This is a genomic window from Evansella halocellulosilytica (genome assembly GCF_002335745.1).
Classification (GTDB): Bacteria; Bacillota; Bacilli; order Bacillales; family Salisediminibacteriaceae; genus Bacillus_CA; species Bacillus_CA halocellulosilytica.
In genome coordinates, this window is sequence record NZ_NIST01000001.1 from 2,968,302 (window position 1) to 2,981,673 (window position 13,372).

The 13,372-nt window shown below is 37.5% G+C and carries 12 protein-coding genes; 9 read left to right on the forward strand and 3 right to left on the reverse strand.

Annotation, left to right across the window (positions count from 1 at the left end; all coding sequences use genetic code 11):
* Positions 1–13: 13 nt before the first annotated feature.
* On the reverse strand, positions 14–844 hold the full coding sequence (gene comER, locus CD001_RS14150; RefSeq protein ID WP_257009817.1) for a late competence protein ComER: 831 nt from the start codon (positions 842–844) through the stop codon (positions 14–16).
* Positions 845–936: 92 nt separating this feature from the next.
* Here comER and CD001_RS14155 point away from each other — a divergent pair, with 92 nt between their 5' ends.
* The 3 genes from CD001_RS14155 to CD001_RS14165 all read left to right on the forward strand — a co-directional run bounded on the left by CD001_RS14155 (position 937) and on the right by CD001_RS14165 (position 4,684).
* Positions 937–1,548, forward strand: coding sequence for a helix-hairpin-helix domain-containing protein (locus CD001_RS14155; protein WP_257009818.1), 612 nt, complete (start codon positions 937–939; stop codon positions 1,546–1,548).
* Positions 1,549–1,643: 95 nt separating this feature from the next.
* On the forward strand, positions 1,644–2,210 hold the full coding sequence (locus CD001_RS14160) for a ComE operon protein 2 (RefSeq protein ID WP_096188331.1): 567 nt from the start codon (positions 1,644–1,646) through the stop codon (positions 2,208–2,210).
* A gap of 170 nt (positions 2,211–2,380) precedes the next feature.
* Positions 2,381–4,684 carry a DNA internalization-related competence protein ComEC/Rec2 gene (locus CD001_RS14165; RefSeq protein ID WP_096188332.1) on the forward strand — a complete coding sequence of 768 codons (2,304 nt, stop codon included), beginning with the start codon at positions 2,381–2,383 and terminating at the stop codon, positions 4,682–4,684.
* Between the two features lie 56 nt (positions 4,685–4,740).
* Here the strand turns inward: CD001_RS14165 and CD001_RS14170 are convergent, their stop codons facing one another.
* The gene (locus tag CD001_RS14170) at positions 4,741–4,881 is read right to left on the reverse strand and encodes a YqzM family protein (protein WP_096188333.1); all 141 of its coding nucleotides are present in this window, start codon (positions 4,879–4,881) and stop codon (positions 4,741–4,743) included.
* Positions 4,882–5,349: 468 nt separating this feature from the next.
* On the opposite strand from CD001_RS14170, the gene holA reads away from it, so the two are divergent.
* A complete protein-coding gene (gene holA / locus CD001_RS14175) occupies positions 5,350–6,372 on the forward strand; it encodes a DNA polymerase III subunit delta (RefSeq protein WP_096188334.1) in 1,023 nt (340 codons plus the stop codon).
* Between the two features lie 144 nt (positions 6,373–6,516).
* Here the strand turns inward: holA and rpsT are convergent, their stop codons facing one another.
* Entirely contained in the window at positions 6,517–6,783 is a 267-nt protein-coding gene (gene rpsT / locus CD001_RS14180) for a 30S ribosomal protein S20 (RefSeq protein WP_096188335.1), read from the reverse strand.
* 241 nt (positions 6,784–7,024) lie between these two features.
* Here rpsT and gpr point away from each other — a divergent pair, with 241 nt between their 5' ends.
* The 5 genes from gpr to hemW all read left to right on the forward strand — a co-directional run bounded on the left by gpr (position 7,025) and on the right by hemW (position 13,257).
* Entirely contained in the window at positions 7,025–8,209 is a 1,185-nt protein-coding gene (gene gpr, locus CD001_RS14185; protein ID WP_096188336.1) for a GPR endopeptidase, read from the forward strand.
* 60 nt (positions 8,210–8,269) lie between these two features.
* Entirely contained in the window at positions 8,270–9,436 is a 1,167-nt protein-coding gene (locus tag CD001_RS14190; protein WP_096188337.1) for a stage II sporulation protein P, read from the forward strand.
* 21 nt (positions 9,437–9,457) lie between these two features.
* Positions 9,458–9,877: a hypothetical protein gene (locus CD001_RS14195; protein WP_096188338.1), complete on the forward strand. Its 420-nt coding sequence runs from the start codon at positions 9,458–9,460 to the stop codon at positions 9,875–9,877.
* 188 nt (positions 9,878–10,065) lie between these two features.
* Positions 10,066–11,892 carry a translation elongation factor 4 gene (gene lepA, locus CD001_RS14200; protein WP_096188339.1) on the forward strand — a complete coding sequence of 609 codons (1,827 nt, stop codon included), beginning with the start codon at positions 10,066–10,068 and terminating at the stop codon, positions 11,890–11,892.
* A gap of 216 nt (positions 11,893–12,108) precedes the next feature.
* On the forward strand, positions 12,109–13,257 hold the full coding sequence (gene hemW / locus CD001_RS14205) for a radical SAM family heme chaperone HemW (RefSeq protein ID WP_096188340.1): 1,149 nt from the start codon (positions 12,109–12,111) through the stop codon (positions 13,255–13,257).
* Positions 13,258–13,372 lie beyond the last annotated feature (115 nt).

Below are 13,372 nucleotides of genomic sequence, written 5' to 3' on the forward strand. Positions count from 1 at the left end.
GAAGAGAGCTGTGTTAGTCGCTCTCTTCTAATTGTTCTTTAATGATTTTTCTGTCCTCTGAAAATTTTTCGTGTGTGCGTTGGAAAACGTAATTAAATTGTTTTCCTACCTCTTTCTCTAACACTTTTAACCCTTCGCCCGTCACTCCGCCAGGTACTGTGACTCTTTCTCTTAATGTAGGCAAAGTAAAATGGTTTTGCCGTAACAGTTCACCATACCCAATTAACATAGATTCTACGATATTTGTTGCCTGTTCGTTCGTAATTTCCGTTTCTTCGGTTGCACCCTGTATCATTCTTTCTAAAAGATAACTTAAAAACGCTGGCCCACAGCTTCCGAGGTCAGAGGCGACTCTCGTAATACTGTCATTAATAATTTGTGGGCGTGAAATCATCCGGAAAAAGTCCATAAACTGCTGCTGTTCTTCTTTTTCGATTTGTTGTCCAAAAGTAACGAGTGATGGACCTTCTAGTGCTCTATTAACAATACTCGGGATAAATCTTACGACCCCACCTTCTACAACACACTCTAATTCTTCTACTAATAAAGGGCTCGTTATTGAAATAATTGTGTGATCTCCGGTTAAATCTCCTTTTACATTGCGCAGGAGCGGGATCATTTGATGTGGTTTGACACATAAAAAAATCCACTCACACTGTTGAATGACTTGTTCGGGTTTGCTTACAACTTTCATGCCTTTATAAGAACGAGCCAGGTGCAAAGCCTTCTCCATCGTCCTATTTGTTATTGTAACGTCAGTTGGGGTGAGTGCACGGGCTTCAATGAATGACTCGATTAAAATACTTCCCATGCTTCCAGTGCCGATGAAGCCTACTCTCTTCAACTGTACCCCTCCTTTTCCATACGTTCTTTCCTAAACATTGTATGTACGACTAAATTTATTATGATTTTTATTAGAAAAAAGAGGTGATTTGTTTGAATGTTCCAAAGGTTGACCGAAAATGGTACCCGTTTATAGCCGGGGGAATCATTGTGTGCGGACTGTGTATGTCATTTTTATTGTTTCATGAAAGTGATACTGAAATGAGTAAAGCAGATGACTGGCTTTTATTGAATGAAGAAGTACAATCAGGTGAACTTGAAGAAGATATTCTTGACGAGACGATTATTGTTGATGTAAAAGGAGAGGTGAATGTACCAGGGGTTTATAAAGTGAGTACGGGTGATCGTGTTCACGATGTTCTCCAGTTAGCTGGAGGATTTACTGAATCAGCGAATGAAAGTGTCATAAATTTAGCGGAAAAATGCTACGATGAGATGGTTATTTATGTACCTTCTGTTGAAGAAGAATTTAATAACACCGAGCATTTTTTATCTGCTAACACAAATGATTCTCGCGTTAAAGTGAATGTGGCTGAGGCAGCTGAATTGACGACACTACCAGGAATAGGACCTGCTAAAGCGGATGCAATTATTTCGTATCGAGAAGAAAATGGTCCTTTTCAATCTGTTGAAGATCTAGTTAATGTGCCTGGAATTGGTGAAAAAACAGTTGAGCAGCTGAAAGATTCAGTTTCTACAAATTAGAGGTGCTTGTGTAAAAATGTTTTGCTCATAAGTGAAACTAATATTAAAATGATGTTTATGATTGTTTATATAAAGATAGAGGAGATGGAATAAAAATGGAGCGTATTTCATGGCATCAATATTTTATGGCACAAAGTCATTTACTCGCATTAAGAAGTACTTGTACTCGTTTAATGGTTGGAGCAACAATTGTTAGAGATAAGCGGATTATTGCAGGTGGATATAATGGCTCCATTTCAGGCGGGAAACATTGTATAGAGGATGGGTGCTACGTTATTGAAAATCATTGTGTTCGAACGATACACGCTGAAATAAACGCGATCCTACAATGTGCGAAATTCGGTGTTCCAACAGAAGGATCAGAAATTTATGTTACCCATTTCCCGTGTTTAAATTGTTGTAAATCAATTATTCAAGCGGGAATTAAAAAAGTGTACTATGCTCAAGATTATAAAAATCACGAATATGCAATTGAGTTATTTGAAGCTGCGGACGTTGTAGTTGAACAAGTAGAGCTAGAAGAAATGGTTCTTGATCTACATAGTGAGGAAAAACTAACGTTTACAGCTGATTTATTAAATCGATTGGAAAACCTCGGATTACCCTCGACAGAGCTTGAATCGCTGAAAGAAAAGGCGAATAAACTTTATACATCAAGCTGATATTTGTATTTCTTCAGAAAACATGACTTGTTTTCTCATTAAATCAGTTACATCATCCTTTTCATTGAGCAGTTGAAGGTACGTGCTGTTCTCGTATTCGTACATATATACTGCTCAATGACTGTCATTACAAAAAGAACTTTTAATAACATAAGATGTGAGGTGGTCGATTGATCTCACGATTATATATTTATGCATTTGTTGCGATTGGAAGCCTTTTAGCTGCCTTTGATGGGATCAATTTTTGGGCTGGGATATTCTTTCTCTTCGGAATTTTACCTATCGTACAGATGCGCAAAAAAGTATTCCTCATTCAATTACTTCTTATTACCCTCTGCATTTTTATCTTTTACACATATGGTCTGCGAACCGAAAATAAAAATGTATCTCAACTCTCAGGTGAAGAAACGATATTAAATGGACAGATTTTAACTGAGCCAGCATATTCAAACACGAATCAAGTGAACGTTCAAATGCAGTTAATGAATGGTGAACGTGTGCAAATAGTTGGTGAAGATGTGCTCGAAGCTGTTTTTCCTAGTGATCATTGTATTTTAACAGGTGAACTGAATAGACCGAGAGAGCCTACAAATGAGTTCGAATTTAATTATCGTCATTTTTTATTAAAACAGAGAATTCATTGGATTTTTCATGTTAGTAGTGATGGTGATTCCGTTTGCGAGCGAAATACAAGGAAAGTTAGCATAGAACAGTTACTGCAAGTAAGAAGGAATAGTTTGGACGATATGAGCGAGAAATATGCCGGCGAAGCAACAGGGATAATCGCAGCCCTCGTTTTTGGGGATCGTTCATTCTTGTCGGATGAACGTCTTGAAAGTTATCAAAAACTTGGAATCATACATTTATTAGCAGTTTCAGGGCTGCATGTCGGGTTAGTAACATTTGCTATTTTCCAACTGTTAATAAGAGTTGGTATTACTCGAGATTCGGCGAGCGTCATGTTATGTTTATTTCTCCCTTTTTATATCATTCTTGCAGGTGGAGCTCCTTCAGTCGTGAGAGCATCACTTATGTGTATTTTCGTCTTACTATCATCGATATTAAAATGGAAATTTAAAGCATTAGACAGTATTTCAGCCGTATGTATCTTACTACTTCTTTATGATCCATATTATATTTATCAGCTAGGGTTTCAGTTATCGTTTTTGACGAGCTTTGCTCTTATAGTGTCTAATCGGTTTTTTAGGGAATACACTGGTTGGCAGCTAATGTTGCGTGTGACGATTGTTGCTCAGTTAATCTCGATTCCGATCATCTTATTTCATTTTTATGAAGTATCATTATGGACATTACCAATGAATTTATTATTCATTCCTTTTATCTCGATGTGGATTTTGCCGCTTTCCTTCTTGTTTGTCCTCTCTTTACCGTTATTCAATCCATTAGCTTCATTCTTTTATTCACTCATATCATTAAGTTTAACGGTGATGCATGAAATTGTTGATTTTGTTGTCAGTTTGAATGGATCTATTCTCGTATTCGGTAAACCGTCGAATGTGATTATTATTTTCATGTATGCAGTAATCGTATTGTTGTTTATTCAATTAGAGTCGGGAAGAAAACGACATTTGACATTAAGCTTACTTGCATTCGTTTTTGTTTTCGCTGTGCAGCAATTTTCCCCATATTTTCAAAAGGAAGCTGTCATTACATTTCTTGATGTCGGTCAAGGAGACAGCATTGTCATCGAATTGCCAAAGCGAAGAGGTGTTTACTTAATTGACACTGGAGGAGTTGTTTCATGGGGAGAGTCGAGAAGTGCCTCGAGCGGCCCTGGCAGTAGAATTGTTGAGCCGTTTTTAAAGGGGAAAGGGATCGATAAAATTAACAAATTGATCATTACACACGGACATACGGATCATATGGGGGAATTTTGTTATTTAGTTGATCGGTTTCGTGTTGATGAAGTTTTATATCCAAAATCAAGTACTCTTCCGCCAAATGCTGTCGCTCAACTAATTTGTGCTCAGGAAAAGGAAATTCCTCTTCACTGGACGGAAGAAGGTGATCGCTGGGAACAAGCTGATTCTTTTTTCTATGTGTTACACCCGACCGGAACAGAAATTGACGAAAATGAGCGTTCAATTGTACTCTTTGCCAGTATAAATGAAGGAACATTTCTTTTTACAGGGGATTTAGAAGAAAAAGGGGAAAGACGAATTGTAAATACATATTCACCAATGCAAATTGATGTTTTAAAAGTCGGACATCATGGAAGTAATACATCAACGATAGAGCCGTTTTTACAACATGTCTCACCGAAGGCGGGAGTCATACCTGTAGGAAGAAATAGTATTTACGGTCATCCTCATTCAGATGTGGTACAACGTCTGTATGAGCATGAAGTAGAAGTATTTAGAACAGATGTAAACGGTGCGGTTGAAGTGGTTATGTTAAATGGTGATATTGAAATAAAACCGTTTATTAAACATAAAAAAGAAACTGTCCAATAAGTGCAGGGCACGTCATTTTGGCCAGTTTCTTAATTAGTTGTTATATGTAGAAGTATTTAGCCTCCGAACGCAAGATCAATGACTTGAGCAATAATGAAGATTGTAGCAAAAAAGCCAAACACAACGACAAATCCTACTGCACTGTCAATAAAGTCGTTACGCTTCGTTTGTACTTCTTTTTCAAATTCGTTGTTCATATCGATCCCTCCTGTTTACTCATATAGTATAAAAGAAATGAAATAAAAAATCCACTAAAAATCAGGTAATCTTACCTTTTTATTACTACAGCTTTCCTACCGTATTTTCCATAATATTTGTTAAGAGTTGTCACCTATATAACATGCAGGCATAGGATAACATAACAATACAACTTGAAAATTGATTATCGCTGCAAACATGATCCTAGGTACTTGTTCGCAGCGTTTATCATAAATGGGAGTGGGCCATTTACGGTACCACTCCCTTTTTATGTCTTGATTAGACAATGGTATCCACAATAGCGTGCTTACGAACGATCAATGACTATGATAAAATGACGATAAGAAATGAAACGTTTTTTTATATTATTAGAATGTAAATAACCTATCAATAATCGTATAACGTCAACTTAGGCATTAGCATATAGACTTTTCAGGTTACCAAGTTTTGTTTAGGAGTGAGTTTTTTTGTCATACATAGATGTAATTTCTAAAATCAAAAAAGGGAATTTATCCCCTGTATACTTATTATATGGTACAGAGTCATTTTTAATCGAAGACACCGTTCACAGAATTATTGAAGCTGGGATTACAGAAGAAGAAAGAGAATTTAATTTATCGAAATTTGAAATGACTGAACATCCGGTTGAAATTGCGGTAGAAGAGGCATACACGTTCCCGTTTATGGGGGGGCGCAGAATTGTCATCATAAAAGAGGCTTATTTTTTAACAAACACAAAAGTGCAAACAAAAGTTGATCATAACTTAAAAAAATTAGAGGAGTATCTCGAAAACCCAGCTCCTGAAACGATTGTGATCATACATGCACCGTATGAGAAAGTGGATGACCGTAAAAAGATTTGTAAAATGTTAAAGAAAAAAGCTGAGGTGTTAGATGGCAGTCCATTAGATGAAAAATTACTATATCAATGGGTGGACGAGAAAGCAGCTGAACAAGGTGTTAGCATTGAAAAAGTAGCAACAGAGCAGCTGCTTGCACTAACGAGTGCTGAATTAATGTTGATGTCAACTGAGCTGAGGAAGCTGGCTATTTATGTAGGTGAAAACGAAACAATAACAAAAGATATCGTTGATGAGCTTGTTGCAAGGTCGTTGGAGCAAAATATTTTTGCGTTAGTAGACGGAGTTGTAAAAAAGAAAGTTGATGTTTCGTGGAAGATCTTCCAAGATCTTTTGAAACAAAAAGAAGACCCTTTAAAAATTGTTGCTTTAATGGTTAGACAGTTCCGGATTTTATATCAAGTGAAGCAATTATCGCAACAAGGTTATTCACAAAAACAAATGGCTTCACAACTAAAACTTCATCCATATGTAGTGAAATTAGCCGCTCAACAAACAAATCATTTTAAGGATGAAGAGTTACTTTCGCTACTCGATCAATTAGCAAATATAGATTACGAAATTAAAACCGGGCAAATAGATAAAACGTTAGCTGTAGAATTATTTTTATCGAAAAGAAGTGCAAGTTAACCATGTCCGCCAAGAAAAGGTATCGGATCAACCGAACCTTTTCTTTTTTTACATGGAAATATTGATAAAGCCCATTTTATTTCCAGGTGCCTGGCACCAAATTAAAAAGACATTCACGGGTGAATGTCTTTTCGTCGGTCTCGATTATGCAGTAACTTCGTTAAGAGTTACTTGCAAACGAGATTTTTGACGGTTAGCTGCGTTTTTATGGATGATTCCTTTGTTAGCTGCTTTATCGATTTTTTTGGTTGCAAGCAAGAATGCTTGTTTTGCACCATCAACATCTTTTTGCTCAGCTTTCGTATTGAACGTTTTGATTGCTGTACGAAGGTCAGATTTAAATGCAGCGTTTTGAGCGCGTCGTTTTTCGCTAGTGTTCACACGTTTGATAGCAGATTTAATGTTTGCCATCTGTTTCACCTCCTTGATGCAACCGTAATGCATATGTGTAATAACGTTTCATTATCCGTGCAACACTAAGGATTGTACCAAAATGATTTTTAAATTGCAATAGAATATTGTTAAACGTGTCAAGTTTTTCTGCTTTATACATGTATCATGGAAAATGATAAATACTAGAAAGAGCTTTTCAAAAAGGATCTAGCTTAGCTGCCTGTTACATCACGATTATTCCAAACAAGGAGTGTTGAACTTGAAAGAAGAATTAGATTTAAGTCAGTATCAAATTCGTACAGATTTAGCAGTTGAAGCACATGAAATGCTTGTAGAAGAACAAGAGCAAAAAGACAAATCCGATCAGGAGAAGCAGGAACAACCTCGTCAACAACAAGAAGCAGAACCAAAAGAACAAGCACAGCCAAAAAAAGGAACAATTGATGGGGTTATCGTAAAGGAAAGAGAAGAGGATAGTGTATTAATTACTCATGTTGACATTTCTGAAGAAGGTTCAAAGCAAATAGGGAAAAAGCCTGGAAAGTATTTAACATTGCAAGTGCAAGGAATTCGACAAAAAGATACGGAACTTCAAGATAAAGTAATGGAACTATTTGCGAATGAATTTCATTCATTTTTACGTGAAATTGGTGTCAATGAAGATGATAGCTGCCTAGTCGTAGGATTAGGAAATTGGAATGTTACACCTGATGCGCTCGGACCTCTCGTCGTAGAAAACCTTCTCGTTACGAGTCACTTATTTGAATTACAACCAGAACGAGTTGAGGATGGTTTTCGACCAGTGTCAGCACTTAAGCCTGGTGTTATGGGTGTTACAGGAATTGAAACGAGTGATATCATTTTAGGTGTTGTTGAAAAAGTGAATCCAGATTTTATCATTGCGATTGATGCTTTAGCTTCACGGTCGATTGAAAGAGTAAATTCAACGATCCAAATATCAGATACAGGTATCCACCCTGGTTCAGGTGTTGGAAATAAGCGTAAAGAATTATCAAAAGATGTACTAGGAATACCAGTCGTTGCCGTCGGTGTACCGACAGTCGTTGATGCAGTATCGATTACGAGTGATACGATAGACTTTGTATTAAAACATTTAGGAAGGGAAACGAGAGAAAAAGACGAGCCGAAAAGGTCGCTAGCTCCAGCTGGAATGACATTTGGAGAAAAAAGAAAGCTGACAGAAGAAGATATGCCTGGGGAACAAGAACGACAACAATATTTAGGAATTATCGGTGGTTTGGATGATCAGGAAAAAAGGAAGCTGATCCAAGAAGTATTAGCCCCTTTAGGTCATAATTTAATGGTGACACCGAAGGAGGTCGATGACTTCATTGAAGATATGGCGAATGTTATCGCTCAAGGGTTAAATTCTTCATTGCATGGAGACGTTGACCAAGGAAACGTAGGGTCTTATACAAAATAACTAGTCTATTTCATTCTTTCGTGCATATATTTTTTATGTAAGACGAGAGAGGTGAAGGAGATGGCGAGAAGACCCGGCTACAAAGGCGGAAAATATGTAGGTGCAAAAAGGACAAGCTTCCTGAGAGGGATTTTATCAACGGTAATCGGTGTCTTTTTTATTTACATTTTCACAGCCGTTTTATCTACTTTCGGACCTGGGGCAAGCTTGTCCTTTGCTTCTATAAATGATGCGAGCAGGCACGTATCGGAAGAAATATTCATTTACATGATGGGAATGGAAAACCGATATTTTACGCAGTCATTACCAGATGACCACTCGCCGCCTTCCGTGTCTTCAACACTTTTTGAATTAACAACAAGTATTAATCCTGAAGACCCAAGAAGCTTACTCGGAAAAGAATTACCAGGTTTTGCTTTATTTGATGGCCACATTTTAGTCGGCACGGGTGAAGAAGACTACACAACGATGCCGATCGAATCTGCACCACCGATGGAAGTATTGATGGCGGAAAGGGAAGCATCGACTGAGAGGTTAGAAGAGATCGAGCAGATGAGAGAAGAGATAGCGAGTGAGCCATCTGAACAATTAATTGAAAATGCTGTTCACATAGTTCACAGCCATAACCGTGAGTCTTATTTACCTGAACTTAAAGATACCGACGTACCTTTTCATGATTCGGTCAACATAACATTAGTGGGCGAGCGCCTCGGTTTTGAGCTTGAAAAAAGAGGAATAGGGTCAGTTGTTGATACGAGTGATATCAATTCGAAACTTGTAGAACGAGGCTGGCAATATAACCGCTCTTACGATATGTCCAGGGAAGTCATTGAACAAGACATCGAAACCCATGGAGAATTTGACTTTTATTTTGATCTTCATCGAGATTCTCAAGGAAAAGATGTCACAACTGTTGAAATTAATGGGGAAGAGTACGCGCGGATACTGTTTGTGATTGGAAAAAATAACCCAAATTACGAAGAGAATTTAAAAGTAGCGGAGGATTTATATCATCGGATAAAGGAAGATTACCCTGGTTTGATCAGAGATGTGTATAGTCCGCCGATTACTGGTGGAAGAAACGGTATATACAATCAAGACCTTGATTCGAATTCCATTCTCATTGAATTTGGTGGAGTCGATAATTCGTTAGAGGACGTTTACCGTACGGTAGAAGTTTTTGCTGATGTATTTAGCGACTACTATTTTGAAAATGAACAACAATAGATTGTGGAGGGGGAGTAGATTATGGTTGAACTATTTACTCGAGGTGTCATGATAGGAACGTTACTAATGCTTGGATTTATTTTAGGAATTTTGTATACAAACCATATTAATGATGAATCGTCCTCCCTCTTCACTTTTAATGAGAAAAATGAAATTGAACCCGTCCAGGATGATGAGCCTACGATTTATGACGGCTTAAAGAAAGATCCAGCGCAAGATTTGAAAATCGAAATGGAAGATGACGATCAACTTGTCATATATGATGATGATGTACGAAATGTCAGTGAAAATTCAAATGTAAGACAAGATTTATCAAGTGAAAGCGGGTTTGGGGTTCAACCGGAAGAGCTAAACAATAAAAGTTTCATTTCTGAAATGGGGAGTCGCACAGCTAATTTTGTTGAAGGCATTTTTCGGGGAATATTCTCTTTCATCGGATAAATTCAGGATCAACCAAAAATATCCATGTGCCAGGCACATGGATATTTTTGGTTGATGGATAAGGTGTAGCATTTCGCATTCGTTTTGCTTCGTTTTAATTTTTGGAAGAAACGTTTGCCGAGTGATGTACATTGTTGATATAATGTTTCTTAGTGTATTTCTCGGAATTATTGTAGGAGTGATAATAAATGAAGCCTGAAGAACTGTTAAAAAGACGAGAAAAAATTCGTAATTTCTCAATCATTGCTCATATAGATCATGGAAAATCTACATTAGCAGATCGAATATTAGAAAGTACAAGTGCGCTAACACAACGAGAAATGAAAGATCAAATGTTAGACGCAATGGACTTAGAGCGTGAGCGTGGTATTACAATCAAACTAAATGCTGTACAACTTAAATATACATCTAAAGATGGTGACGATTATATTTTCCATCTTATTGACACACCAGGACATGTAGATTTTACATACGAAGTGTCCCGAAGTTTAGCTGCTTGTGAAGGAGCGCTATTAATCGTTGATGCTGCACAAGGGATTGAAGCACAGACGTTAGCGAATGTTTACTTAGCATTAGATAATGACCTTGAAATCCTCCCGGTTATTAATAAAATTGACCTTCCAAGTGCTGAACCAGAGAGGGTGAGACAGGAAGTTGAGGAGGTCATTGGTTTGCCTGGTGAAGATTGCATTCTTGCTTCTGCAAAAAGCGGGATAGGAATTGATGAAATATTAGAAGCAATTGTTCATGGTGTCCCAGCACCCTCAGGAGATCCGGAAGCTCCACTTAAAGCGATGATATTTGATTCCTTATATGACCCATATCGTGGAGTTATCGTATATATGCGAGTTGTAGAAGGGACAGTAAAACCTGGTGACAAAGTGCGGATGATGGCTACTGGGAAAGAGTTTGAAGTCCAGGAGCTAGGGGTATTCACGCCAAAGCCTGATAGTCGTGATGAATTGACAGTTGGCGACGTTGGTTTTATGATCGCTTCAATTAAAAATGTAGGTGACACTCAAGTCGGTGATACCGTTACAAGTGCAAGTAACCCGGCTGCTGAACCATTACCAGGTTATCGAAAATTAAATCCAATGGTATTTTGCGGTTTATACCCTGTAGATACGAATGATTATAACGATTTACGTGATGCATTAGAAAAATTAGAGCTAAACGATGCTTCATTACAATTTGAACCAGAGACTTCTCAAGCGTTAGGCTTTGGTTTCCGTTGTGGGTTTTTAGGTTTATTGCATATGGAAATTATCCAAGAACGCATCGAAAGAGAATTTAACATACAGTTAATTACGACAGCACCAAGTGTTATTTACGATGTTCATTTAACTGATAGTGAAGTATTGAAAGTAGATAACCCAGCAAACATGCCTGATCCACAAACGATTGATCATGTCGAAGAGCCGTATGTAAAAGCACAAGTGATGGTACCAAATGATTTTGTTGGAGCTGTTATGGAGCTTTGTCAGAAAAAACGCGGTGACTATGTTGATATGCAATATGTCGATGAAAATCGGGTAACGATTACGTACAATATTCCGTTAGCTGAAATTGTGTTTGACTTTTTCGATACGTTAAAATCTAATACGAAAGGGTATGCATCTTTTGACTATGAGATGATCGGTTATAAAACGAGCAACCTTGTGAAAATGGATATTCTGCTTAATGGTGAAAAAATTGATGCATTATCTGTTATTGTCCATAGAGAGAGTGCTTATCAGCGTGGAAAGGCGATCGTTGAAAAACTAAAAGAACTGATCCCGCGTCAGCAGTTTGAAATTCCTGTACAGGCAAGTATTGGACAAAAGATTATCGCTCGCTCAACAATTAAAGCGATGCGCAAAAATGTATTAGCTAAATGTTACGGAGGAGACGTCTCTCGTAAACGTAAACTTCTTGAAAAGCAAAAAGAAGGTAAAAAGCGAATGAAGAGTGTAGGTAATGTGGAAGTTCCGCAGGAAGCGTTTATGTCTGTGTTAAGTATGGATGAAGACAAATAAGTAGACAGAAAAAAGAGGCTGACTCAACAGCATCGTGCCAAGTACTTCCAATACAAGACAGGTGAAGTGACTGAATCTTGTATACGGGGGAAAGTGAGGCACTTATGAGTCAGTCTTTTTACTTACGGTGTTTTTAATGCAGATACGTATGATTTGAGAAAATCGTATAATACGAGAATATATGACAATTATTAAGGAAGGACAGGGGGTGTGAAAGTGCCAAAAACTTTGTATGTGCATGTTCCCTTTTGTGAACAAATTTGTCACTACTGTGACTTTAATAAATTCTTTTTGAAAAATCAGCCAATTGACGAGTATCTCGTTCATTGTAAATCAGAAATGAAATGGACAGTAGAAAAATTTCCTCCAGAGGAAAAGATTTATTCAGTTTATGTAGGTGGTGGAACGCCAACTGCATTAAGTACAAACCAACTTGAAAAATTACTTACAGATATAAAAACTTATTTTCCGATCGCTGATTCTTGTGAATGGACGGTAGAGGTTAATCCAGGAAGTGCGAGTCGAGAGAAACTACTGATGATGAGAAATACAGGTGTCAACCGGTTAAGTCTCGGGGTACAAACGTTTGACAAACAATTATTAAATACAATTGGCCGTGATCATAAGCCGGAAGACATCCCTGAAACGATTCAACTTTGCAGAGAAACTGGGTTTGACAATATAAGCATTGATTTAATGTTTGGTCTACCGGGCCAGTCGATAGAGCAGTTTGAGCATTCAATTCAACAGTTAATAAATTTATCTGTTGAACATGTCAGTGCCTATTCTTTAAAAATCGAACAGAAAACCGTTTTTTATCAAATGTGGCAAAGAGGGAAACTGCGACTGCCTGGGGAAGATACGGAAGCGGATATGTATTTGCTATTAAGAGAAAAGCTGAATCATGCTGGATTCGATCAATATGAAATTAGCAACTTTGCGAAACGGAATAGGCAAAGTAAACATAACTTAACTTATTGGAAGAATGAAGAGTACTATGGAATCGGGGCAGGTGCTCATAGTTATGTTGGTGGGGTCAGGCGGATAAATCATGGGCCGCTTCCGAAATATATGAAAAGTGTTGCACACTATGAACTACCATATCGTGATGAACATCAGGTTACAGCAACTGAAAAAATGGAAGAGGAAATGTTTATGGGGCTTCGAAAACTTTCTGGAGTAAATATGGAACTTTTTAATCGTAAATACGGTATGAATATAGAAGGTATATTTGGTGATGTGATTGAGGGATTGAAACAAGCTGAGCTTATTAAAGAAACAAATGGCTTCATCCATTTAACGGAAAACGGATTACTTTTAGGAAATGAAGTGTTTGAAAAGTTTTTGCTCGTCGATGAAGCATAATTTCAAAAATTGAAGGTCCGGTACGAAGTGTACATCTTTCCCTATTCTCTACAAAGTATTTATAGGAATAAAAAATGAAAAATTCCATAGAGCGATAACGTTGACAAGTGGAATC

What these genes read in the sequence shown, in the direction of transcription:
- rpsT (WP_096188335.1), bottom strand. Translation starts at nt 6,783, where the DNA reads ATGGCAAACATTAAATCTGCTATCAAACGTGTGAACACTAGCGAAAAA.
- CD001_RS14170 (WP_096188333.1), bottom strand. Translation starts at nt 4,881, where the DNA reads ATGAACAACGAATTTGAAAAAGAAGTACAAACGAAGCGTAACGACTTT.
- lepA (WP_096188339.1), top strand. Translation starts at nt 10,066, where the DNA reads ATGAAGCCTGAAGAACTGTTAAAAAGACGAGAAAAAATTCGTAATTTC.
- CD001_RS14190 (WP_096188337.1), top strand. Translation starts at nt 8,270, where the DNA reads ATGGCGAGAAGACCCGGCTACAAAGGCGGAAAATATGTAGGTGCAAAA.
- CD001_RS14160 (WP_096188331.1), top strand. Translation starts at nt 1,644, where the DNA reads ATGGAGCGTATTTCATGGCATCAATATTTTATGGCACAAAGTCATTTA.
- CD001_RS14195 (WP_096188338.1), top strand. Translation starts at nt 9,458, where the DNA reads ATGGTTGAACTATTTACTCGAGGTGTCATGATAGGAACGTTACTAATG.